The 20809-nt window shown below is 54.8% G+C and carries 24 protein-coding genes and 1 tRNA gene; 10 read left to right on the top strand and 15 right to left on the bottom strand.

From position 1 onward, the window contains the following. Positions 1 to 22 precede the first annotated feature (22 nt). Genes E3E37_RS04910 through E3E37_RS04900 form a run of 3 tightly spaced genes read right to left on the bottom strand, consistent with a single transcriptional unit; the run spans position 23 to position 970 of the window. Positions 23 to 220 (bottom strand): helix-turn-helix transcriptional regulator, encoded by a 198-nt coding sequence (locus E3E37_RS04910; RefSeq protein ID WP_167715516.1) that lies wholly within the window; start codon positions 218 to 220, stop codon positions 23 to 25. Continuing rightward, positions 221 to 589 (bottom strand): DUF2178 domain-containing protein, encoded by a 369-nt coding sequence (locus tag E3E37_RS04905; protein ID WP_167715514.1) that lies wholly within the window; start codon positions 587 to 589, stop codon positions 221 to 223. It abuts the gene before it with no gap. Further along, entirely contained in the window at positions 590 to 970 is a 381-nt protein-coding gene (locus E3E37_RS04900; RefSeq protein WP_167715512.1) for a DUF2178 domain-containing protein, read from the bottom strand. Between the two features lie 101 nt (positions 971 to 1071). Here E3E37_RS04900 and E3E37_RS04895 point away from each other — a divergent pair. Beyond that, a tRNA-Leu gene (locus tag E3E37_RS04895) sits at positions 1072 to 1159 on the top strand. A 271-nt stretch (positions 1160 to 1430) separates the two neighbouring features. Here the strand turns inward: E3E37_RS04895 and E3E37_RS04890 are convergent. The 5 genes from E3E37_RS04890 to cgi121 form a co-directional block, all read right to left on the bottom strand. Next, on the bottom strand, positions 1431 to 1760 hold the full coding sequence (locus E3E37_RS04890) for a hypothetical protein (RefSeq protein ID WP_167715510.1): 330 nt from the start codon (positions 1758 to 1760) through the stop codon (positions 1431 to 1433). Beyond that, positions 1750 to 2955, bottom strand: coding sequence for an MFS transporter (locus E3E37_RS04885; protein WP_088865119.1), 1206 nt, complete (start codon positions 2953 to 2955; stop codon positions 1750 to 1752). Before E3E37_RS04885 ends, E3E37_RS04890 begins: the two co-directional genes overlap by 11 nt. Before the next feature lie 11 nt (positions 2956 to 2966). After that, positions 2967 to 3230: a TMEM165/GDT1 family protein gene (locus E3E37_RS04880; protein WP_088865118.1), complete on the bottom strand. Its 264-nt coding sequence runs from the start codon at positions 3228 to 3230 to the stop codon at positions 2967 to 2969. A 12-nt stretch (positions 3231 to 3242) separates the two neighbouring features. Beyond that, a complete protein-coding gene (locus E3E37_RS04875) occupies positions 3243 to 4421 on the bottom strand; it encodes a pyridoxal phosphate-dependent aminotransferase (protein ID WP_167716261.1) in 1179 nt (392 codons plus the stop codon). 84 nt (positions 4422 to 4505) lie between these two features. After that, positions 4506 to 4913 (bottom strand): KEOPS complex subunit Cgi121, encoded by a 408-nt coding sequence (gene cgi121, locus E3E37_RS04870; protein ID WP_167715508.1) that lies wholly within the window; start codon positions 4911 to 4913, stop codon positions 4506 to 4508. Between the two features lie 209 nt (positions 4914 to 5122). Between cgi121 and E3E37_RS04865 the strand changes: the two genes are divergently transcribed. The 4 genes from E3E37_RS04865 to E3E37_RS04850 all read left to right on the top strand — a co-directional run bounded on the left by E3E37_RS04865 (position 5123) and on the right by E3E37_RS04850 (position 7747). Further along, positions 5123 to 5314 carry a ribbon-helix-helix domain-containing protein gene (locus E3E37_RS04865; protein WP_088180914.1) on the top strand — a complete coding sequence of 64 codons (192 nt, stop codon included), beginning with the start codon at positions 5123 to 5125 and terminating at the stop codon, positions 5312 to 5314. 65 nt (positions 5315 to 5379) lie between these two features. After that, positions 5380 to 6624 (top strand): cell division protein FtsZ, encoded by a 1245-nt coding sequence (gene ftsZ, locus E3E37_RS04860; RefSeq protein ID WP_088866853.1) that lies wholly within the window; start codon positions 5380 to 5382, stop codon positions 6622 to 6624. 30 nt (positions 6625 to 6654) lie between these two features. Further along, positions 6655 to 7425 carry a ParA family protein gene (locus tag E3E37_RS04855; RefSeq protein WP_088865114.1) on the top strand — a complete coding sequence of 257 codons (771 nt, stop codon included), beginning with the start codon at positions 6655 to 6657 and terminating at the stop codon, positions 7423 to 7425. Beyond that, positions 7412 to 7747, top strand: a complete 336-nt coding sequence (locus E3E37_RS04850) for a CopG family transcriptional regulator (RefSeq protein WP_088865113.1) — start codon at positions 7412 to 7414, stop codon at positions 7745 to 7747. The genes E3E37_RS04855 and E3E37_RS04850 overlap by 14 nt, the downstream gene beginning before the upstream one ends. Before the next feature lie 88 nt (positions 7748 to 7835). On the opposite strand, the gene E3E37_RS04845 is transcribed toward E3E37_RS04850, so the two are convergent. From E3E37_RS04845 to E3E37_RS04825, 5 genes are read right to left on the bottom strand one after another with little or no spacing between them, the layout of a single operon-like run. Further along, positions 7836 to 8285 carry an adenylyltransferase/cytidyltransferase family protein gene (locus E3E37_RS04845; RefSeq protein WP_167716260.1) on the bottom strand — a complete coding sequence of 150 codons (450 nt, stop codon included), beginning with the start codon at positions 8283 to 8285 and terminating at the stop codon, positions 7836 to 7838. A 10-nt stretch (positions 8286 to 8295) separates the two neighbouring features. Then, positions 8296 to 8814, bottom strand: a complete 519-nt coding sequence (locus E3E37_RS04840) for an RNA-binding protein (RefSeq protein WP_167715506.1) — start codon at positions 8812 to 8814, stop codon at positions 8296 to 8298. 2 nt (positions 8815 to 8816) lie between these two features. Next, on the bottom strand, positions 8817 to 9449 hold the full coding sequence (pyrF, locus tag E3E37_RS04835) for an orotidine-5'-phosphate decarboxylase (protein ID WP_167715504.1): 633 nt from the start codon (positions 9447 to 9449) through the stop codon (positions 8817 to 8819). A 4-nt stretch (positions 9450 to 9453) separates the two neighbouring features. Continuing rightward, positions 9454 to 10056 carry a DUF4443 domain-containing protein gene (locus E3E37_RS04830; RefSeq protein WP_167715503.1) on the bottom strand — a complete coding sequence of 201 codons (603 nt, stop codon included), beginning with the start codon at positions 10054 to 10056 and terminating at the stop codon, positions 9454 to 9456. Positions 10057 to 10110: 54 nt separating this feature from the next. Continuing rightward, positions 10111 to 11259 carry an inositol-3-phosphate synthase gene (locus E3E37_RS04825; protein WP_167715501.1) on the bottom strand — a complete coding sequence of 383 codons (1149 nt, stop codon included), beginning with the start codon at positions 11257 to 11259 and terminating at the stop codon, positions 10111 to 10113. A gap of 247 nt (positions 11260 to 11506) precedes the next feature. Here E3E37_RS04825 and E3E37_RS04820 point away from each other — a divergent pair, with 247 nt between their 5' ends. Genes E3E37_RS04820 through E3E37_RS04805 form a run of 4 tightly spaced genes read left to right on the top strand, consistent with a single transcriptional unit; the run spans position 11507 to position 16054 of the window. Continuing rightward, entirely contained in the window at positions 11507 to 13141 is a 1635-nt protein-coding gene (locus E3E37_RS04820; protein ID WP_167715499.1) for an extracellular solute-binding protein, read from the top strand. Between the two features lie 9 nt (positions 13142 to 13150). Then, positions 13151 to 14089 (top strand): carbohydrate ABC transporter permease, encoded by a 939-nt coding sequence (locus E3E37_RS04815; protein ID WP_167715497.1) that lies wholly within the window; start codon positions 13151 to 13153, stop codon positions 14087 to 14089. Further along, on the top strand, positions 14089 to 14958 hold the full coding sequence (locus E3E37_RS04810; protein ID WP_167715496.1) for a carbohydrate ABC transporter permease: 870 nt from the start codon (positions 14089 to 14091) through the stop codon (positions 14956 to 14958). Before E3E37_RS04815 ends, E3E37_RS04810 begins: the two co-directional genes overlap by 1 nt. Positions 14959 to 14968: 10 nt before the next feature. Then, a complete protein-coding gene (locus E3E37_RS04805) occupies positions 14969 to 16054 on the top strand; it encodes an ABC transporter ATP-binding protein (RefSeq protein WP_167715495.1) in 1086 nt (361 codons plus the stop codon). A gap of 2 nt (positions 16055 to 16056) precedes the next feature. Here the strand turns inward: E3E37_RS04805 and E3E37_RS04800 are convergent, their stop codons facing one another. Further along, on the bottom strand, positions 16057 to 17340 hold the full coding sequence (locus E3E37_RS04800) for a bifunctional L-myo-inositol-1-phosphate cytidylyltransferase/CDP-L-myo-inositol myo-inositolphosphotransferase (RefSeq protein WP_167716258.1): 1284 nt from the start codon (positions 17338 to 17340) through the stop codon (positions 16057 to 16059). A 93-nt stretch (positions 17341 to 17433) separates the two neighbouring features. On the opposite strand from E3E37_RS04800, the gene E3E37_RS04795 reads away from it, so the two are divergent. Further along, positions 17434 to 18111 (top strand): TIGR00289 family protein, encoded by a 678-nt coding sequence (locus E3E37_RS04795; protein WP_167716256.1) that lies wholly within the window; start codon positions 17434 to 17436, stop codon positions 18109 to 18111. A 5-nt stretch (positions 18112 to 18116) separates the two neighbouring features. Here E3E37_RS04795 and E3E37_RS04790 read toward each other — a convergent pair whose 3' ends face one another. Further along, positions 18117 to 20696, bottom strand: coding sequence for a hypothetical protein (locus E3E37_RS04790; RefSeq protein WP_167715494.1), 2580 nt, complete (start codon positions 20694 to 20696; stop codon positions 18117 to 18119). Positions 20697 to 20809 lie beyond the last annotated feature (113 nt).

Here is a 20809-nt window from a genome sequence, read left to right as displayed (position 1 = left end):
TGAGCGCAAGTTCAACATTAACTTAACCCTCCTCGTAGATAAAGATTTCTTCAATCGTAGTGTTGAAAAAGCGGGCTATCTTGAAGGCGAGCTTTAGAGACGGGTCGTATTTTCCCTTCTCTATCGCTATTATCGTCTGTCTGGTGACGCCCAAAGCCCTCGCCAGCTCCTCCTGGGTTATGCCCAGCTCCTCCCTGAGCTCGCGCAGGCGGTTCTTCACTCACATCACCCTTTCGTAGCGGTACTGTGATATTAGGAGGACAATTGCACCTAGCGCGAGTGGAATCAGGAGCTTCATGGCGGTTTCTGTGTTCCCTTTTGAGTACTCCCAGAGGTACTCGGCAAAGAGGACGATACCCATCACGGCGAACGCGTTTCTTGTACTCTTGGTGCTTATCAGCTCGGTTCTCTCGTCCTCTACCCTTTCCACCCTTGAGTTGTAGTACCAGTTCAGAGCGTATGCCAGCAGAACGCCTAGAAGGAATATTCCCACCGCTAGGGATGCCCTTCCAGATCTGGTGGAGTATGCAAGGCCGATAATTATCCCGGCTATTAAACCTGCGCGTAGGCCTTCGTACTTTAAGTTCACTCACATCACCCTCGCGTAGTGATGCTTGAGGCCCAGCTTAAGAACTGAGACCAGAACCATCAGGCCGATGGCGAGGTAGTAGGCGCTCCTCAGGCTTGAATTCTTCTCGGACAGTATGGACAGTACAACAACCAAAAACGCCAGGGCCAGCACCAGCACCTGGAGGGTTCTCCTCGAGGCCATCTCCTCGATGCGGAGCGTTCTCTCGTCGCTTATAATTTCACCCCGTTTTTTAAGCCAGTCCGCGTAGAGGAACGAAACCGCGATTGCCGCCGCCAGGACGCCAAAGGCCAGTGCAATGTTTTCCATCCGCAGGGCAACGACCAGTAAAAAAGCCGTTGTTGCGGGGATTGCGTAGCCAGTGAGTCTCCATCTCTCCATGCTCCCACCATGTAAAGTTTCCTTTACGTAAAGCTTCCTTTACATCCTTATAAACCTTTCCCCTCAAAGTTTTTAAAGCGCCGGGGAGAAGTTCAATCCGCGCGGGGGTTGCCGAGCCTGGCCAAAGGCGCGGGATTTAGGGTCCCGTCCCGTAGGGGTTCGCGGGTTCAAATCCCGTCCCCCGCACCAGAAACTTTTCTGGCGAAAAGTTTTATCAAAGTTGGCATGCTTTTTGTGCTTGGTCGTTTTAAAAGGGTTCGCGTTCAAAATGGCAATTTTAGAGTGTGTTTTCATGATTAAGCGCCCTCCGGGCGCTGTCTTGAAGTAAACACTTGTTGAATTACTCCGCCTGGATACAAACCCTCTTAAAATGCACCTTTTGAAGAAGCATGCCAACTTCTAACTTTCCATTTTGGACAGTAAAGACTCTTTGGTCAGGCCTTACGCAAGCAAAGCTTGCTCACGGCATTTTAAGTTCACTTCTCACATCCTCGTCCATCAGAACGAAGAGAATCAGCGCCGAGAGTAGGGTAAGCGTTACCGCAGGAATGGAAAGCCCAACCATTACCCAGAGGAGGCCAAAGAGAAGGTCCAAGAGAGCTATGTACGCCGAGAGGTCCACGATTGTCTCATTACCAACCCAAACCCCATAGACAAAGAGCATGTGAATGCTCCCCACGAGTATGTAGCCCCAGAAGGTGTACTTCTCCCCGAAACTCATCGCGGCGATTCCGTAGAAGAAAAGCGCAAGAAGGAGAAAGAAGGAAAGAACGGCAAGTTTAGGCCTCATCGCCCAGCTCCTCCACCGGGAGCTTCATCCTTGAAACGGTCACCAGCGTCAGGATACCAAGGAGAGGCATTATCGCCAGCTCCCCGAGAGCTAGGCCGATGCTCTGCCTCGCCAGTGCATCAGTGAGTCCCGGCGCAATGATGTTGGCCGAGTTGGATATGAGGCCGAGGGCGAAGCTCGCCTTTGGGAAGATGCTCTTCGGATAGGTTGCTGGAGCGCTCGTCCAGAAGGCCGGTCCGGTTCCCTGGAGGGCGCCTATGAGAACCACTGAGGCTAAAGCCATGGTGTAGTTGCCGGCAAGCATGGCCTTGCCGTAGATGAGAAGACCAACGAATGCCACAGCGTAGGAGAATATCATGACCTGGACGATAGCCTTGAAGAGTCCTCTGGCAGTGGGGTTCTTTCTTGAGAGCAGGTAGCCGACGTATCCCATGCCTATGCTCCAGAGTGCCTTGGATATGTTGAGGCTCGTGCTGAGCGTCGCAACGTGCTCCTTGGTCCAGCCGATTTCGTAGCCGAGGGAAGCTGAAAAGCCGACGATGGTGAAGATGATCCAGAGCGCCGGGAAGAAGGTGAGACCGAGCACCCATGTGAAGGGCATCTTCCAGACGTTTATCTTTTCGCTGCCTTCGGTTCTGTGAATTATTTCAAAGTCCTCCGTAAAGAGCCACCAGAGGGTGAGAACCGCGTACATTATGACAACCGTGACCCAAAATCCGCCCTTCCAGCCCAGAGCTCCGACGGCGTACTTGGCGCTCATGCTCCCGAACACGCCGCCCCAGAATATGCCCGAGAGGATTATACCCTTGGCGAAGGGCCTCTCGGCCACGAAGAAGTGGGCAATCTGCGTGCTGAAGAGCGGAACGAGCGTAACGACGAAACCCTGAATGAACCTGAGGAAGACGACGACGTACCAGTTGGGTGCGAGCGGTATTAGAGCTTGCGCTATTGCGGCCCAGCTGAGTGCTATGGCAACGCTCCTCTTAAAGCTGCCCTCGTAGATTTTGGTGTGGCCGAGAAGGAACGCAATGAAGAGACCGAAAACGTAAGCTATGTGCTGCCACTCGTAGGCGGCGCTGTCGATTCCAAAGTGGGCCATGACGTCCGGCTTGGCGACGGCCATCATGGTCAGGGTTCCGAATCCGGCTGTCATAACCAGTGTGTCAAGCAGGACTGAACTCCAACGCTTGTCCATGATTTTCCCCCCTAAAGCTTTCCTAGCACCATAAGAACGCCGAAAACAATGAAAAGTGCTCCGGCAAACTTGTGGACAAGTTCAAGGGGCACCATGTCTCCGAGCTTATCGCCCAGCAGTGCCCCGATGAGATTGACGGCAGCAAGGCCCAGGATGGCCCCAGTAAAAGCTGTTTTCCAGCCATACTTGGAGGCAAATGCCATTGTTGCTAGCTGGGTCTTGTCCCCAAGCTCGGCTAGGAAAATGGCGAAAAAGATGGCAAAAATTCCGTCCATCTCTTTCCCCCATCAGAGCTTTGAAAGGGCCTCATTCATTCTCTGCATTGCCTCTATTAGCTGAGTCTTCTTTGTGGCGTAGCTTATCCTTATCCAGCCCTCGCCGGCTTTTCCAAAGGCTGTTCCCGGGATGACGACGACGCGTGCGTTTTCGAGGAGCCAGTCGGCGAAGTCCTCGCTGCTCATGTCCAGACTGGGATCTATCTTTGCCCAGATGTAGAACGCTCCCTTCGGCTTGAATGGAGTTATGTAGGGCATCTTGTTGAGATACTTGAGCACAAGCCTTCTCCTCTCGGAGTAAGTTTCACGCATCCTTTCAACGGCCTCCCAGCTGCGCTTGTCCCGGAGGGCGGTGATTCCTGCGATCTGGATGAATGACGTAACGTTGCCGATGACATACGCGTGGAGCTTTATCATGTCCCTGATGACCTGGGTGGGTGCTATGGTGAAGCCGAGGCGCCAGCCGGTCATGGCGAATGTCTTGGAGAAGCTGTTTGCCAAGATCGTGTTGTCGGGTGCGTACTTTATCATCGGATAGTGTTTGGCCCCATCGTAAAGGAAGTGCTCATAGGGCTCATCGCTCAGAATATACAGGTTGTAGTCCTCGGCTATATCCGCTATGGCCTTTACCGTCTTCTTCTTGAGAATCGCGCCCGTTGGATTGTTTGGATAGTTGAGAACAAGCATCCTGGTGCGCTTTGTTATGGCCTCGACAAGCTCATCGGGATCGACCTGAAATTCGTTCTCCTCCCTGAGGGGAATCCTGATGATGCCGGCCTCGGCTATCTTGGCGTCCTCAACATAGCACACGAAAGCTGGGTCTGGAATTATGACATCATCGTCCTGCTCAAGGAGGGTCTGAAATGCCAGATAGGTCGCCTCGTAAGCGCCAGCGGTTACGATTATGTCATTGGGAGAAACGTCAACCTTGTAGTGGGTCTTGTAGTATTCGGCTATCGCCTCGCGGAACTCGGGAATACCTGCGTTGGGCGTGTAATGGGTGTAACCCTCGTCGATGGCCCGCTTGGCGGCCTCCTTGACGACAGCTGGAGTATCAAAGTCGGGCTCGCCTATGCCCAGGGAAATGACGTCTTCCATCTTCTTGGCCTTCTCAAAAAGTTCCCTGATTTTCGAGCGCTGGATAAGGTTTATTCTGCCAGCAAGGAAATACTTGCGCTTTTTATACTTCATGAGCATCACCTCAGGCACTTCGAAAATGAGGAAGGGATTTTATAAACCTATCCTCAGAGGGCCACAGAAATGGGTACTTGCTGTCTATAAAACTTCAACGAGTGCGGCTTTTTCAAAAAAAGTTTTCACTTTTTCCCTGTTACATTCGGTTAGAGGAAGTTCCCTCAGCCCAAATTCTTGCAGAATCTTCAGCGCTCTCTCCCGTGTTCCGAAGACCACCAGATAGTTCTCGCCTCTTTTCATGCCGTTTTGAGCTATTGCATCTTTTATCTGCAGTGTTCCGGCCAGGCGGATCAGGAGTTCCCCGCCAAGAGTTCTCGCGTGGTTTGTTTTCCTTTCAAACGAACGGAGTGCCAGCAGGGCTGCGAACGCCACAGCCTCCCAGCATTCGGCACTGACTATCTGAACGTCCCCTCCAAGCTTGGGGATAATCTCTTCGACGCTCTCCACGTGCACCTTCGTGATGTGAAGTTTTTCCGTTATGGCTCTCATCGAGTCCCCCGAAATCTGGTGAAATATGCGATGTTAAAACCCTTTCTCCTCCCGGATTTTTGTTGGTGTAAAGTATTTTTTGCGTTTTGAGATTTTACTAAAAATTTTTTGAATTTGATAATATTATAATATTAATATCCATCCGCAAAGTATTTAACTAATTAAATCACTAGTTATTTCAGCGGCTTACTGAACTGGGTGGTGCAGGAATGAGCAAAATGCGTATCATCAGTGTACAGCTTCCCCAGGGTCTGATTAACGCCATGGATCAGCTGGTTAAAAAGGGCGTCTATCCAAGCAGAAGCGAAATCATCAGGGAGGCCATTCGCGAGCTTTTGAAGAAGGAACTTTATCAGCTGGAGACTGAGGAACGCTCAACGCCTGACTACATCCTGAAATAAGCCGCTAAAATCATTCCTTTAAATCATTATCATCCAAAACCAGACGTATTGAGGGGGTTGGGGCAATGGTATTTAAACTCCTGGAACAAGCCGGAATAAAACTCGACCTAGACGACGAGCCCAGAACAGCGAAGTTCGACAGATTCTCCGACGAGAACCTTGAGGATTTGATAAGGATCGTTATAGTCGGTGTCGGTGGTTCTGGAAACAACACCATAACCAGGCTTTACGAGCTCGGCGTTCAGGGTGCTGAGCTCATCGCCATGAACACCGACGCCCAGCACCTTGCCAGGACAAAGGCTCACAGGAAGCTTCTCCTCGGCAAGGAGATAACGCAGGGTAAGGGTTCGGGTGGAAACCCTGAGATAGGCTACCGGGCCGCCGAGGCGAGCGCCCATGAGATTGCCGAGACCATCGGTGACGCCGATCTTGTGTTCATAACCGCTGGTATGGGTAACGGCACCGGTACGGGCGCTGCTCCGGTTGTTGCAAAGGTCATAAAGGAGCGTGCCAGGCACAACGGTCGCTTTAGGGAACCGCTCGTCGTCAGCGTTGTGACGTATCCTTTCAAGAACGAGGGCAAGATTAGGATCGAGAAGGCCAAGGCTGGTATAAAGGCCCTCATGTACTACTCGGACACGGTCATCATCATCGAGAACGACAAGCTCCTCAAGCTCGTTCCGAAGCTTCCAATAAACGCCGCCTTCCGCTTCGCCGACGAGATAATCGCCAGGATGGTCAAGGGCATCACCGAGACCATAAAGCTCCCGTCCATGGTCAACATCGACTTCGCCGACGTCTACAGCGTCATGCACAACGGCGGTGCGGCCTTGATAGGAATCGGTGAGAGCGATTCAAGCAACAGGGCGGTCGATGCGGTCAAGAATGCGCTCGAAAACAAGATGCTTGAGGTTGAGTATGGAAGCGGCGACAGGGCTCTGGTTCACTTCACAGTTGGACCAGACGTGAGCCTCGGGGAGATAAACGATGCCATGAACATCGTCTACGAGAAGCTTGGCGAGAAGAGCGAAATCAAGTGGGGTGCAAGGATAGACGAGGACATGGGTAAAGTGGTAAGGGCAATGGTCATAATGACCGGTGTTAAGTCCCCGCATATCCTTGGTGGCGAGCACGCCCTTCGCGTCGGTTCCTCCTTCAAGGAGAACATCATAGCCCCGGAGCCGGTTAAGCCCTTCAAGTCCGAGGACAACGGCTTCGATAAGATATTCACGACGATATCCAAAAAGGAAAAGAAGGAGCTCCCGGCATACGCTAAGCGGGTTCTTGAGGACTTCATTGACATCACCTGACCATTTCTTTATCTTCGGCAGGTGGTTCCAGTGGCGGTCGTGATTAGCATAGCCAATCAGAAGGGCGGAGTCGGGAAGACCACCCTGACCATGAACCTTGGCCATGCCTTGGCTGAAATGGGTAAGAGGGTTCTTCTCGTTGACATAGACCCGCAGTTCAACCTGACCTTTGGGTTGATCGGTATGGACGTCCTCCAGTACGGCGAGAGCAACGTGGGAACGCTCATGACCCGTGAAAGCGACATCGAGGACACCATCGTCGAGGTGAGAAGGAATCTCCACCTTATTCCGAGCCACCTGAACCTCTCCGCCAGAGAGATAGAGATCATCAACGCCTACAACCGGGAGAGGCGCCTGGAAAAGGCCCTGACCCCCATACTCCCCGACTACGACTACGTTCTCATAGACAACCCACCCAGCATGGGCATCTTTCTCGTCAACTCGCTCACAGCTTCGGACTACGTCCTCATTCCGCTCGAACTCAGCTACTTCGGGGTCATAGGCATGCAGCTGATGTTCAACCTAATGCGCATGATAAGGGAAGAAACCAACGAGAACCTGAAGCTCCTCGGTCTCGTACCCAACAAGTTCACACGCCAGACCAAGGTTCCGAAAATGCGCCTCAGGGAGCTCAGGGAGACCTACCCAGACGCGCCAATACTGACGACGATTCCGAAGGCGATAGCCCTTGAGAAGGCCCAGAGCCAGGGAATGAGCATATTTGAGTTCGATGGGGATGGTAGGGCCTCCAAGGCACTTCTAAAACTCGCGAGAGAGGTGGTTGAAATTGTCGAAGGATAAAATCCCCAAGCTTTTTGACGGCTCCGTTAACGAGCTCACACGGCCATCGAGGCCAAAAAAGGACAGGAAGCCAAAATCCAAGGATATGAAGAAGGAGAAGAAGCAGAAGACTCTTTACATCAGCCTCGATATGAACAGGAAGCTCATAGAGCTCTACGGGGAGGAGGGCAGGAGGCAGAGCGTCATCGTCGAGGATGCTGTCAACCTGTACTACTATCTGAAGCTTGCCCTCGGGGAGAAAAAGTTCGATGAGCTTATGAGTGCCGTGAAGAGGGAGGACCCGGAGTTCCTGCGGGAGTACATGGGGAGATTCAAACTCTAACGTTAATCCAGAAGCTCAATTCACCGTTTGAATCATCCGCTAAAATCAGGCCCCAACTCCCGCGGGCGGACTTGAATCAGGGCTAAAATCAATCGCAGTACGTTTCTATTATCCTCTGGATTATCTTGCTGGTCTTCGCCCTGTCACTCTTGTAGAGGTATGGTATCCTTATCACGTCCGCCTCTATTCCGTGCCTCCTCAGCTCCTCCTTGAGGCGCTCGCAGCTGAAGGCCTGGTCGGGTCCTATTGCGACTATGTCTGGGTCTATTTTCCTGACAAGCTCGTAATCTATTCCTCCAGGTGAACCAATGTAGACCTCGTCCACGACGGAGAGAGCCCTGAGAAGTTCTGCCCTGTCCTCGGCGCTGTTCACCGGTTCCCTGCGCTTCTGCCTCCTTACAGTCTCGTCGTGGGCGACTATCACCACAAGTTCATCTCCGAGTGCCTTGGCCTGACTGAGAAAGTGGATGTGGCCGACGTGAAGGATGTCAAAAACCCCACCGACGAGAACACGGATTTTCTTCCTTCCCTCCCCGATTCCTGTCATCTCAGCCCACCGTCAGTTCCCAGATCCTGTCCTTTGCGTGGTGTATGTTCTTAACCGCTTTCCCCTTGGGTTTCTCCTTCATCGCCTTTCCGTCCATGAGTGCTATGCCTATGGCAAGGGGCCTTCCGTAGTCCTCCTCAACCACGAAGACGAAGTCGCCCTCCCTTATGCCCTCATCGGCATCGGTTATCCCGGCGGCCATGACATCGGCGCCCTTTATTATGAAGGGCACCGCACCGGCATCGACCACCACCCTTCTCGGCCACTTCCTCAGGTCTTCCTCGTTGGATAGCTCGTAGAGGGCGATTACCAGCGGGAAGATGAGGCCCTTCCTCCGTATGAAGAACGGCTTCCCGTTCACGAGGAGTATCTCGGTTGTCTTGTCGAACTCGGCAACCTCGACGCGGTCCTTCTTGTTCAGCATCTTCCCCGCTATCTCCTCGCCGAATATCTCACTCATCTCCCTGATTATCTCCTTCACTTCCTTCTTGCTGAGCGGGTGCTTGACCTTAAGCTCCATCTTCACACCCCCGCTATCTCTTGGTGAAGATTTCTCGCGGCTTCCCTTGGATTCTCACTCGCATAGATAGAGCGGCCCACGATGACGTAATCGGCACCGGCCTTTAAAACCTCATCCCCCCTGCCCCCCTGTGCCCCAACACCGGGGGTCAGGATTTTGATTCCGGGTTTCAGCTTCGAGCGTACGTATGCAACGCGCTCCGGCCTTGTGGCAGGTGCTATAACGCCGAAGGGCTCAAGCTCGTTGGCGAGTTCGATCAGCTTATCCGTCGCCGGTTGGATAAATTCCTCTGCACCCGGGTGGCTCATCTCGACGACGATTATCGTCTCCCCAAGCTCCATGATGGCATTGACGCTGTCCCTTCCGACGAAGCCGTGGGCTATGATGTAGTCGGCCCCGGCATCAAAAACCCTCTTCGCTATGAGCCTGTTGGTGTTCGGAATATCGGCCAGCTTAAGATCTGCTATTACCGGCAGTCCGGTCACCTGCCTGAGTTCGGTGATGATGCCCAAACCCGAGCCTATTATCAGCGGCCAGTTCACCTTCACAGCCCACAGGTAATCGGCCGTGCATTCCGCTATCTCCAGGGCCCTCTCACGTTCGTGGACGTCAAGGGCAAGTATGAGTCTCTTCATGGCTTCACCTCACAAGGGACCTTATCTCCTCCGGCAGTTCTCCCTCTTTCAGGGTGAGCGCGACGTGATATGCGCTCTTCATGGCGTCGGCTTCCTTCTCTGCCCACGTTACCACTACGAGGTCATTATCCTCCAGATTGAACGCCCCTTTAATTTCCCCCGCAAGCCCGGGCATCGTCTCGCTCAGCGGCCTTTCGTCCTCGGGGAAGACGGGCTCTCCGTTCTTCACAACGAGTATCATTGCTCCCTTTGCAAAGAACCTTATGGCTTCATCCCTGAGCTCAATGCTCTTGAATTCGGGCGGGCTTTTTACGAGAATGGCGTAGGCGGGGTAACCATCGACCTCTCCAACCTTATGAACCTCTGAGAAGTGCTTTGAGAGCCTTTCAAGGAGCTTCATTCCGCTCTCGTTGAGAGAGTGCCCGCGCTGGGTGGAGCTTATGACATCGAGGGCGGCAAGTTTCTTCAAAAGCGTCCTAACACTCCCTTCGCCGAGGTCAAGAACCTCTGATATAGCCTTTCTTCCCGTCGGGTTCTGAAGCATGAAAAGAACCGCAACGGCATCCTCAAGAGTGAACTCAGGATAGGCTCCCCTCTTCCAGCTCATCGGCTTCCCTCCGAGAAAAATAGGGTAAGGGGATTAAAAGTTTGTTGGAAAAGGTCAGAACCAGCGCGGCTCCAGTCCGGCCCACATCCTCATCTTCTCGTGGGCTATGATGCGCGGTATGTTGGGCCTGTCCTTCGGTCCCGGGTTCTTCATGTAGAAGGCGTTAACCTCGTAGACGGTTCCGAAGGCCTTCTTCTCAATCGCTATCTTTCCGAGCCTCGCGAGGTCAACGAGCAGGCCGGCCAGGGCAGGGCTGTCGTTTATCCTTCCGGTGATGACGAGCTCGTCGTGGGCGCCGTTGAAGCTGATGTACTCGATGTGCATCGCTATGAACTTCTTGTCGCCGAGGGGCTCAAGGAAGCCGGTGGGCTTGATGTAGTGCGGCGCGTCGTAGCCGAGCAGTTCCTTGACAACCGAGCTCTTGGTGAACTCCTTGCTCTTGTTTCTCTCCTTGTCGGTCAATGCCAGGAAGTCGTTGTTTCCGCCGATGTTGAACTGGGCTATGTCGAGAACGTAGCGGTTCCTCTGGGCGAGGTGGCTGAGTATGTCGGCAGTGAGCGGAGTGGCACCGGTAGCACCATCGTCACCGAATATAACCATGTTGCTCTCCCTGGCGAGCTCGACGAACGCCGGGTCGTTGGCGATGAGTGTCGGAATCGCGTTGACGAAGGCAGCGCCGCCGACCTCCCTGGCGTACTGTGCTATCGCGTAGGCGTAGACCTGAGTTGCCGTGAGTCTGTCCTTCCTGTCCTCCGCTATGGCCTTCTCAAGCTCCTCCCTGCTCCCGAAGGGCACGAAGGCCTCGGTGGTGCAGACGTTGATGAACACCTCAACCTTGAGCTCCTTCCACTCGCTGACAAGGTGCTCGACTGCCTCCTTGAGGGTCATCTCGTCCTCAAGGCCGGTTGCCTCAAGCGGAAGGTTCCTGAGGCTCCTCAGGTGGATTCCCTTTCTTATGGTTATCCCCTTGAGGCTCTCCGGGGCCTCTGGGTCGTAGGCTTTGACAACATCGTAGAGATCCCTGCCGACCTTGGCCTTATCAACGTCGTAGGAACCGACTATCTCTATTTCATTGATTTTAATAGGAAGCTCATCGGCAAGGGGAACGCCGTAGGGTTTCATCTTTCCGGCCTTTATCTTCTCAAGCCCGCTCGCGAATATGCTGGCGACATAACCCTGTCCGAGTATGACAACCTTAACCATTTTCTCCACCTCCTTTGTTAGTGTAAGATATTTTACAGTGGTTAAATAGTTTTTGGTTGGAAAACGATTTCACGGGTTTTTGAATATCCCCCTGTGCCTATTTGCTCCGAATGCTGGGCCGAGGAGGCCCCTGCCAAAAATTTTATAAATACAAAATCTGAATAAAATGTGGAATCAGCTCGCTTTCTAAAATAAGCCCTCCGGGCCCTTTGAGGCTCGCTTTTGAAAACTTTGGAGGGTGGTAGCCATGAGGGCCGCGGCACTGTGGCTGGTTGCACTGGTAATTTTCGGAGTAATTGCCAGCGGCTGCATAGGCGGTGAAGAGGCAAAGACTTCTCAGACCGAGGTTCAGCTTACCGGGGACCTCACAAAGGATCTTGTGGAAATAGGAAAGGTTCTGGAGCAGAACGGTGTTAATGAGGTCAAGTTCTCTGCGTGGGGTTCGGGCGATCCGAACAGCGTCATGAGGGTTTACGGAATAGTGGAGGCCGCGAGGAGAATAAACAAAATCTGGGCCGACAACGGGATCAACGTTAAGATCGTTATAACCGAGACTCACTACGTTGCCTCCTTCCAGGATGCCTACAAGGAGTACCTCAGCAAGCAGCCCCTTGGACAGGCTGGGGACTTCTTTGTGAACAGCTACGCCTTCCTGCCGACGCTGGCGGACGAGGGTTACATACTCGACATAACGGACTACGCCAAAGCCTATCAGGGCGTTGTTGATGACTTCTATCCGTCCCTCATCGAGGCCTCCAAGTTCAACGGAAGGCTCTACGGCCTCCCGCAGGACACCGAGGCGAGACCGCTCTACATAAGGAGGGACGTGGCCCAAAAGATCGGATTCGAGCTCAACGGCCTCGATGAGAAGGTGAAGAACGGGGAGTTCACGTGGAGCGACGTCTACTACTGGGCCAAGAAGGCCAAGGACGAGGGGGCCGCAGAGTGGGGTCTTATCCACAGAAAGGGTTCAGCCCATCCGGATCTGATACAGTTCATCTTCGCCTTCGGGGGCAGGCTTTACGACCCGAACACCGGAAAGCTCGTAGTTGACGTTCCGGCCGTTTACAAGTGGCTCTACGTTGAGTGGAAGTTCGCCCGCGACGGCCTCCTTCCGGAAGACATAATGAGCTGGGACTGGGCCAAGCAGATACATCCGGCCATAGTGGAGGGCAGGACGCTCTTTGACATAGGCGGAACATGGTACTGGACGGAGTGGCAGACCAAGCAGTACTACTCTCTGGAGGGCACTCCGAGGGGCCTGAAGCCGGAGGAAGTGAAGGAGTGGTTCTACTACACGCTCTTCCCCGCAGGTGAGAAGGGTGACAAGCCGGTAACCCTCAGCCAGCCGTTCGTCTGGATGATAAACTCCAAGGCCGGCCAGCTGAACCCGAAGTACGATGAGCTGAAGGATGTCTACCACAAGCTGGCCTTCCTGATGCTGATCAAGGCCAGCGACCCGGACATAAACGCCATACACAGCGTCATCTCAGCCCACCTGCCGGTTAGAAAGGAGGCAGCAAAGCTGATCAAAGATGAGAAGTGGCTCAGCGACCTCAAGGCACTCAACCTCGACCTGAGCGACGATGTTAAGAACAACATCAGGGACATAGTCCAGGCCACCGTCAACCCGATAAACGCCCAGTTCCTTGCCGACGTCAGTTACATGCTCGAATACACCCACCTCGCTCCTGCCCACCCGAAGTATCCAGCCCTTGCCGACATCTTCAAGGAGGCGGTTGACAAGGTTCTGAGGGGCGAGATGACCCCTGAGGAGGCGGTCAACTACATCATCCAGAAGGTTAAGGCGGACCCGGAGCTTGCTCAGAACGTTGAGATACAGGGCGAAATACCCAAGGACTGGAAGTTCCCGCAGGGATGAGGTGATGTCATGGCACGGGGAAAGCTCAGGGATCTTTCCTTTTTCCTTTCCCCCATGGTGCTCATGGTGTTCCTGTTCTATTTGGTGCCCCTAATCATGACGGTTTACATAAGCATGACCAGGATGAGGAACTGGAACGTTGACAGGTATCTTACCGAGTTTGTCGGCTTCTACAACTACGAGCGGCTTTTTTACATGTTCCAGCACGACCCGACGTTTAAAGCCGTGATTCTGACAACCATCGTCTTTGTTGGCATAACCCTCATGATAAACGTATTTGGCGGCCTTGCACTGGCCCTCGCGACATTTTTCATCGACGAGAGGCCCGCATCTTCGTACAGACTCCTCTGGCTCCTCCCGAGGATGTCGCCGATAGCGGTTTACAGCCTCGTCTGGTATTACTTCTTCCACGGGAGTGAGATTGGAACGCTGAACTCCATCCTTATGAGTCTGGGTGCGATTTCCGAGCCGATTCCCTGGGGGCAGGTAACCCCTTGGGGAGCGTGGAGCGTGATAATCTTCGTCAACGGTTTGGTGGGTGTGAGCTTTGGAATGATAGTCTTCACCTCGGCTTTGAATCAGATACCCAGGGAACTCGTCATAGCCGCAAGGGTTGATGGTGCGTCATCATGGCAGATATCGAGGAGGATTCTGATTCCAATGATAAAGTGGCACCTCCTCTACGTCCTGACGTGGCAGTTCCTCAGTCTGCTGACCACATACCCGCACCTCTTCCTGCTCGTCCAGTGGGACCTCGTCAACAGGGACTACGGCACTACACTGGCACTCTACGTATTCAACACGGCCTTCGGCAGGGGAGAGCAGGATCAGGGACTGGCCGCCGCCGCTGCGGTCATACTCTCCATAATCGGAATCCTCGGCGGCTTCGTGACGCTGAAGGTTCTCAAGTTTGAGAGGATGATGAAAAGGCCCCGGGGGGACTTCTGATGAGGGACGTGGAGACGAGACCCAAGAGGTACGAGCGGCTCATAGTCCTCGCCCTCCTCCTCGCGAGCCTCCCGCTCATTCTGGGCTTTTTCCTTCTCGTTCTTTCGAGCTTCAGCACGGAGATGGTTACCAACCTCGATCCCGGCTCATTCCATCCAACGCTTGGGAACTGGATAAACCTCTTCCAGGGAAAAATAGCCACCACAGGTGGAATAAGGGTCAACATATGGCGCATAACCCTTAACACGCTCGTAGTGGCTCTCGGCGTCGCCGGGGTGGTAACCGGGGTAAGTGCCCTCGCCGGATACTCCCTCTCAAGGATAGACTTCCGCGGAAGAAAGACCATGATGGTTCTCCTCCTTGTCCTTCATGCCTTTCCAGGCGTTGCCCTGATAGTTGGCGTCTACCTCCTCTACCGCCTTACCTTCCCCCAGAACTACGAGGTCGTCGGACTCTACTCCTTCGCATACGTCATACTCGCCCGGGCGGCACTTGAGATACCCATGTCAATCTGGCTCATGAAGGGCTTCTTTGACACGATACCATGGGAGTTTGAATGGTCCGGCATCATAGACGGGGCCTCCCGGATAACGGTCTGGAGGAAGATAATGCTTCCGCTGATAAAGCCCGGAATACTGGCCGTTGCTCTCTTCGCATTCCTGGCCGGCTGGCAGGACATAATCTACGTGAGAACCTTCCTGGTTTATCCCACGCTCGCAACCTTCATAGAGGCCAACATAGAGGCCGAGTACTCCCACATGCCCCTCATAGCCGCCGCCGGAACGTTCTATCTCCTCCCCACAATAATATTCTTCATCACCGCCCAGCAGCTCCTCCTCCAGGGCTACTCGGGTGGAATAAAGGGGTGAGGTGGTTGAAATGGTTAGGGTTACCCTCGACAGCATCACAAAGAGGTTCGGCGACTTTGAGGCCCTCAAACGGGTGAGCCTGGAGATATCCGATAAGGAGTTCATGGCCCTCCTTGGCCCCTCCGGAAGCGGGAAGTCAACACTCCTCTACACGATAGCCGGAATCTACAGGCCGACGAGCGGTCGGATTTATTTCGACGGCAGGGACGTTACCGATGTCCCGCCGAAGGACAGGAACGTTGGCCTGGTTTTCCAGAACTGGGCGCTCTATCCCCATATGAAGGTCTTCGACAACATAGCCTTTCCCCTTGAGCTGAGAAAGGCACCAAAGGACGAAATAGCCAGAAAAGTCAGGGAAGTGGCCGAGATGCTCAGGATAGAGAACCTCCTCGACCGCTATCCGTGGCAGCTGAGCGGCGGTCAGCAGCAGCGTGTGGCCATAGCGAGGGCGCTGGTCAAGGAACCCGATGTGTTGCTCCTCGACGAGCCCCTCAGCAACCTCGACGCTCTCCTGAGGCTTGAGGTCAGGGCCGAGCTCAAGAGGCTCCAGAAAGAGCTTGGTATCACGGCCGTTTACGTCACCCACGATCAGGCGGAGGCCCTGGCAATGGCCGACAGGATAGCGGTGATAAAAGAGGGAGTAATACTGCAGGTCGGGACTCCCGACGACGTCTATTACAGGCCGAAATACCGGTTCGTCGGCGGCTTCCTCGGAAGTCCGCCCATGAACTTTGTGGAGGCGGAAATCGAGGGGCCTTACCTCAACGTTTACGGGAGTGTGATTCCGGTTCCGGCCCAGTACAGGGAGACGGTAGAGAGGCTGGGTGTCACTGAGGTGATCCTTGGCTTCAGGCCTCACGACGCGGAGGTCGTCAAAGGAAAGGCCGAGGGACTGGCCGGAACGGTTTACTCCTTTGAGCCTCTCGGCAGGGAGCAGATAGTAACCGTCTCGGTCAACGGTGCGTTCGTCAAGGTCTTTGCTCCCGAGGGAGAGCACTTCAGCTTCGGCGAGCCGGTGACGGTGAAACTCCGGGAGGACAGGATAGTCCTCTTCGACAGAAAGACCGAGAAAGCCCTTGAGTTCCTTGGGGATTGAGCTCAGCTTTTCTTCCTTCCCACAAGCCACGCCGTCAGGATAACCCTCAGGTTTGTCAAAACGGCCAGCAGGAGAAGGAGCGCTTTAACCGAAGCCCCGGACGGGTGCAGGAGAAACAGCATTGTCAGGAATATTCTCTCGTCCCTCTTCCCCGGCAGTTTTCTCAACGCTGGAATCGCGCGGTAGGCGTCCTCGCCGTAGGCGGCCCTGAACCTCTCGGTCGAGTAGCTGACCATGACCGAGCCGAGTAGGGCGAGGAGGGCAACGAGGTACCAGAGGGGTTCCCTCAGGGTAGTGTACGCCATTAGCGCGAGGAACGCCCCGTCAACGTAGCGGTCGAGGAGGGAGTCTATATAGCCGCCGAACCTGCCCGTCCTCAGCTGTGCCCTGGCAAGCTCGCCGTCAACTCCGTCGAGGATAGAGCTAAGCTGGTAGAGTATCCCGGCCAGTGGGGGGTTAACGAGCGTTAGAAAGGCCGAGAGAATTCCAAGGGCGAACGTAACGGCGGTCATCTCGTTTGGGGTGACCTTCTCGGCGAGGAGGTAGCTGACCCTCGTCGAAATCTTCCTGTTGATGTGCCTGCTGATGAAGCCGTCGCCGGTTCCCTTAACAGCGGTGAAGACGAGCATCTTCCTTGCCCGTTTCAGCTCCGACGGCGTGTCGACGTCCATCCAGGGAAAGCCGTCGAGAAAGGTAACCGAAAGTTTGGCCCTCTCCACGACCTCGCTCACGGAGTAGTTGCCGTCCTTTTCCCTTTCCAGGGCTTCAGTTACCTCAAAGATGCCCTCATCAAGGACGAAGAAGCCCGTGTCAACCGCGTCCCACTCTTTCAGCCCCTTTCCGATTCGCTCGACCCTGCCGTCCCTGATTTTGACCTTTGTGGCCTCGTCAATGTCAATCCACCCCGGTTTCCTGTCCGCTATCAGGCCGTTTCCCTTTACAGCGCGCTCGATGAAGGCCTCGCTGTAGACGTGGTCACTCATGACCAGAACAAACCTCCCGGAGACGCGGTTTCTGGCCAGGTGGAGCGAGTGGCCGTTGCCCTTCTCCGGCTCGGGGTTTACCACCAGCTCGGCGTTGAAGCCGTGCCCTTCAATGAACTCCCGGTAAAGCGGGGCGTAGCGCTCGTTGGTTACGATTACAAAGCGTTTGATGCCGTTTTTCTGGAGCAGTGCCATCGTTCGATAGAGAATTTCCCTTCCTGCAACCTTGAGGAGGCCCTTTGGTCTGCCCCCGATCCTCGTGCCGAGGCCAGCCGCTAGAATCACCGCCGTCGCTGGGGTCATTGACATCACCTTTTTAAGTCCCTCGATGTGGCATCAATCGGGAGAACCGAGATTAAATTAACCACAGGTGATTTAAAGTTTTCGGTGGTGAAAATGCGCGTCGCGGTGCTCTATTCGGGCGGTAAAGATTCCAACTACGCCCTCTACTGGGCGCTGAGGCAGGGCTTTGAGGTGAAATACCTCGTCTCGATGGTCAGCGAGCGCGATGACAGCTACATGTACCACGTGCCGAACATCCACCTCACCGAGCTCCAGGCTAAAGCCATAGGGATTCCCCTCGTGAAGGGATTCACAAGCGGTGAGAAGGAGAGAGAGGTAGATGACATGAAGGCCGTCCTTGAGGGGCTGAAGATTGAGGGTGTCGTTGCCGGAGCTCTGGCGAGTGAGTACCAGAAGAAAAGAGTCGATAGGGTAGCGGAGGAGCTTGGGCTTGAGAGCTTCGCTCCAGCCTGGCACCGCGATCCAATAGATTATATGCGCGAGCTGGTGGAGATTTTCGACATTGTGATGGTCGGGGTTTCAGCATACGGTCTTGACGAGAGCTGGCTCGGGCGGAGGATAGACGGGAAGGCCTTAGGTGAGCTGGTGAATCTCCATGAAAAGTATAAAATCCACGTCGCTGGCGAGGGCGGTGAGTTCGAGACCTTTGTTAGAGACGCTCCCTTCTTCAGGGCGAGGATAGTTTTCGACGAGGTCGAGAAGAGGTGGAACGAGTGGGAGTATTCCGGGGTTCTTGAGGTGAAGAGGGCGCACCTTGAAAGAAAAGGTTGAGGGCCTCAGGGCCCTATGTAGGCGCTCATGTACACCGTGGAGCATCCTCCTGAGACGCCGCAGACGTCGAAGTCCTTCCCTCCCCAGGATCTCCTCGGGATTCCCGAGAACGGGTCCCAGTGGAAGTTCCCGCCGTCGAGGAGGAGCGTTATGCCGAACGTCCCCATCGGGTCGTCGTCGTTGCCCCAGTTACCGGAATCCTCCTCCCAGCCGTCGTACTCGACGTAGACGAAGGGCGTCCTTATGCTGCTCAAATTGACCAGGGTGAGCCCGAAGGGGATTATCTTGACGGTGTTCCCGTTTATGACCCCGTGGTCGAGCTTGCCGTCGGAGAAGTCCCCCACCGAGAAGCCCACCGTTCCGCTGCTCCTGTCGAGCTTTGGATAGGCGTAGGCCACCCCCTCTGGAACCATCGTCGTGATCTCCCCTATGAGGGCGTCATCGATCTCGGCATTTCCAGGAGTGAAACCGGTGGAGGCCCTGAAGAAGGCGTAGTACTCGTCGTCGCCCCACTCGGTGTCCTTCGTGAAGAGCAGTCCCCCAACCGATAGCTCGAGCCTCGCGTAGCGCGCCGCCCTTGGAAGGTCGACCTCGTAGATGATGTAGGTGACCACCATGTTGCCGTCCTTCGAGACCGACCTGACGAGGTAGCCGTCGCTGTAGTCCCTCCTCGGGTCGAAGGATATCGTGTCGTAGCCCACCCTGTCCGGCGGTGCGCCGAAGAGGTTCGCTAAAGCCTCGCCCCAGAAGTAGCTGGCGCTCTCGCCGGTCTCCAGCTGGTGGAGGAGCATCACGCCAGTGTAGCCGTGCTCGACGAGGCTCGATATCTCGCCCGTCGCGAGGCCTATCGCGGCATCGAGGAGGAAGCCGGCGCCGAGCTTGACGTACGTTCCGAGGTCGTCGTTGTCCCAGCCGGTCGTCTTGACGAATATCTTCTGGTACTTCTTAGCTTCGTCGAGGGGCATCGCCAGGACAGGGTAGCCGTTTGTGAAGGGCCAGTCCGGCCTTGCCGCGTTCCTGTCGTGGTACAGGAGCCTGCTGTGGTCTTCTGCCTCGATCCAGAGCCTGAGCGGGTAGCCGAAGACGTAGATGGGGCTGTACTCGATTTTATTGAGGTTCTCGTAGTAGTTCGTGCCGTAGGCCCACGAGACGAGGCTTATCTCTCCCTCGGCCTCGTCCTTGTTGCCCTTGATGTAGACGTCCTCGACCACGACAACGATGTACCTATCAACGTCCTCCTCTATGCTCAGCCCGCTGGTGGCGTTGAACCATAGGTTCCCCTCGGCAGGGAAGCGCGTCTTCAGTAGCGGCCTGGAGAACCAGAACCGGAACTCCCTCCACGGGATTATGGAGAAGAGGTTCTCGACCGTGAACTCCACGTAGGGGCCGAGTTGCGTTTCCCCGCGGATGACGTCCCCCTCGCGGTAAACGCTCCCGGAGCTGTCCTTGAGCTGGAAGTGGCTCGACCCTATCTCCGCGTACCAGTCGAACTCGCCGTTGTCGGTGCTGTCTATGAACATGTCGCCGGGTATGAAGTCTTCGTACGTTTCCTCGTCCTTGAACTGGAGCCTGAACTTCACGTCATCGCCGAGAACCTCGGCGTACAAAGCTACGCCGCTCTTGGAGTCGCCGTAGTAGGCCGGGGCGTAGTAGTCAATCCTCCCCAGGTTTGCTTTTATGATGAACTTCCCGGTCTCAGGGTAGCTGAATCTCGGACTGATCTTCGGATCCTCTGGGTTGCCCTCTATGCGCATGAAGACTGTGTCGGGGAATATCCGCGAGAAGTTCTCGACGGTGAACCTCACAATTGAGCCATCTAGCTCGACGCTCCCCTTTTGGACCTCGGCGAGGCCGCCTCCGGTAACGTTGTAGAGTGTGAAGCTTCCCAGGTAGAGGTGGAGCTCCCATCTCTCGCCAAACTCCTCGCCGGTGTCGAATTTCAGGATAGTGGGCTCGTAGGACGCTATCACCCTTCCCTGGAGGTCCCTCAGCTCCTTCATGTGGATGTACGTTTTGGCCAGCCCCTCGCTCTCGAACTTTATCGTGAAGGCAACGCTCTTCCCTGGCTTGCGGGACGAGGTTAGTATCGAGACCCACTCCACTATCTCGCCGTTGGGCTCGCTCGCCATGCCCGTCAGCGGGCCGGCGTAGGTCAGGTTGAGGCTCAGCCTGTAAACAGGGATTATCGCGGGCGTGAGGTTGACGTTGAGGATCGGGAAACCAATGCCCGTCCCGTTTTCGTTCCTCTCACCGGCCTCGCATCCGAGGTCTGGGTCAGAGTTCTCATCGCAGATGACGTTGCCGTCCTCGTCGAACTGGAGGCTTTCGTTGGCGGAGGTTTGGGTTTCCGTTGATGTCCCGGTCTCCGTTTGAGTTTGGGTTTCCGTCTGGGTTACGGTCTCGGTCACCGTCTCGGTCGTTCCCTGGGTCTCTGTTGTTGAGCTCTCACTTATCCCTCCTTCCTGGGTGTTCTCGCCGGTTTGGGAACCGGTCCCTGTGGGTGAAGGGGTGTTTCCAATGCACCCGCCAATGATGACTAACGCGCTCAGTAAAACAAGAACCAATATCCTTGAGGTTCTTTTCATACACGCACCTCCAAACCCAAACCCGGGGCAAGAAAAGAAATTGAGGCCCATACAGAGGTTTGGATTTTGTTTAATATTGGTCTCATTTTATTTAAGAGTTTCTTTCCCGGGGA

The sequence above is a fragment of the Thermococcus sp. ES12 genome (assembly GCF_012027515.1).
Lineage (GTDB): Archaea > Methanobacteriota_B > Thermococci > Thermococcales > Thermococcaceae > Thermococcus > Thermococcus barossii.
Note: the sequence above shows the minus strand (reverse complement) of the source record. Positions and strands in the feature narration are given on the sequence as shown.

Excerpts from the sequence above, each read along its gene's own strand:
- E3E37_RS04900 (WP_167715512.1), bottom strand. The coding sequence starts at position 970 with ATGGAGAGATGGAGACTCACTGGCTACGCAATCCCCGCAACAACGGCT.
- E3E37_RS04890 (WP_167715510.1), bottom strand. The coding sequence starts at position 1,760 with ATGAGGCCTAAACTTGCCGTTCTTTCCTTCTTTCTCCTTCTTGCGCTT.
- E3E37_RS04885 (WP_088865119.1), bottom strand. The coding sequence starts at position 2,955 with ATGGACAAGCGTTGGAGTTCAGTCCTGCTTGACACACTGGTTATGACA.
- E3E37_RS04880 (WP_088865118.1), bottom strand. The coding sequence starts at position 3,230 with ATGGACGGAATTTTTGCCATCTTTTTCGCCATTTTCCTAGCCGAGCTT.
- E3E37_RS04875 (WP_167716261.1), bottom strand. The coding sequence starts at position 4,421 with ATGAAGTATAAAAAGCGCAAGTATTTCCTTGCTGGCAGAATAAACCTT.
- cgi121 (WP_167715508.1), bottom strand. The coding sequence starts at position 4,913 with ATGAGAGCCATAACGGAAAAACTTCACATCACGAAGGTGCACGTGGAG.
- E3E37_RS04865 (WP_088180914.1), top strand. The coding sequence starts at position 5,123 with ATGAGCAAAATGCGTATCATCAGTGTACAGCTTCCCCAGGGTCTGATT.
- ftsZ (WP_088866853.1), top strand. The coding sequence starts at position 5,380 with ATGGTATTTAAACTCCTGGAACAAGCCGGAATAAAACTCGACCTAGAC.
- E3E37_RS04840 (WP_167715506.1), bottom strand. The coding sequence starts at position 8,814 with ATGGAGCTTAAGGTCAAGCACCCGCTCAGCAAGAAGGAAGTGAAGGAG.
- pyrF (WP_167715504.1), bottom strand. The coding sequence starts at position 9,449 with ATGAAGAGACTCATACTTGCCCTTGACGTCCACGAACGTGAGAGGGCC.
- E3E37_RS04830 (WP_167715503.1), bottom strand. The coding sequence starts at position 10,056 with ATGAGCTGGAAGAGGGGAGCCTATCCTGAGTTCACTCTTGAGGATGCC.
- E3E37_RS04825 (WP_167715501.1), bottom strand. The coding sequence starts at position 11,259 with ATGGTTAAGGTTGTCATACTCGGACAGGGTTATGTCGCCAGCATATTC.
- E3E37_RS04820 (WP_167715499.1), top strand. The coding sequence starts at position 11,507 with ATGAGGGCCGCGGCACTGTGGCTGGTTGCACTGGTAATTTTCGGAGTA.
- E3E37_RS04815 (WP_167715497.1), top strand. The coding sequence starts at position 13,151 with ATGGCACGGGGAAAGCTCAGGGATCTTTCCTTTTTCCTTTCCCCCATG.
- E3E37_RS04810 (WP_167715496.1), top strand. The coding sequence starts at position 14,089 with ATGAGGGACGTGGAGACGAGACCCAAGAGGTACGAGCGGCTCATAGTC.
- E3E37_RS04805 (WP_167715495.1), top strand. The coding sequence starts at position 14,969 with ATGGTTAGGGTTACCCTCGACAGCATCACAAAGAGGTTCGGCGACTTT.
- E3E37_RS04800 (WP_167716258.1), bottom strand. The coding sequence starts at position 17,340 with ATGACCCCAGCGACGGCGGTGATTCTAGCGGCTGGCCTCGGCACGAGG.
- E3E37_RS04795 (WP_167716256.1), top strand. The coding sequence starts at position 17,434 with ATGCGCGTCGCGGTGCTCTATTCGGGCGGTAAAGATTCCAACTACGCC.
- E3E37_RS04790 (WP_167715494.1), bottom strand. The coding sequence starts at position 20,696 with ATGAAAAGAACCTCAAGGATATTGGTTCTTGTTTTACTGAGCGCGTTA.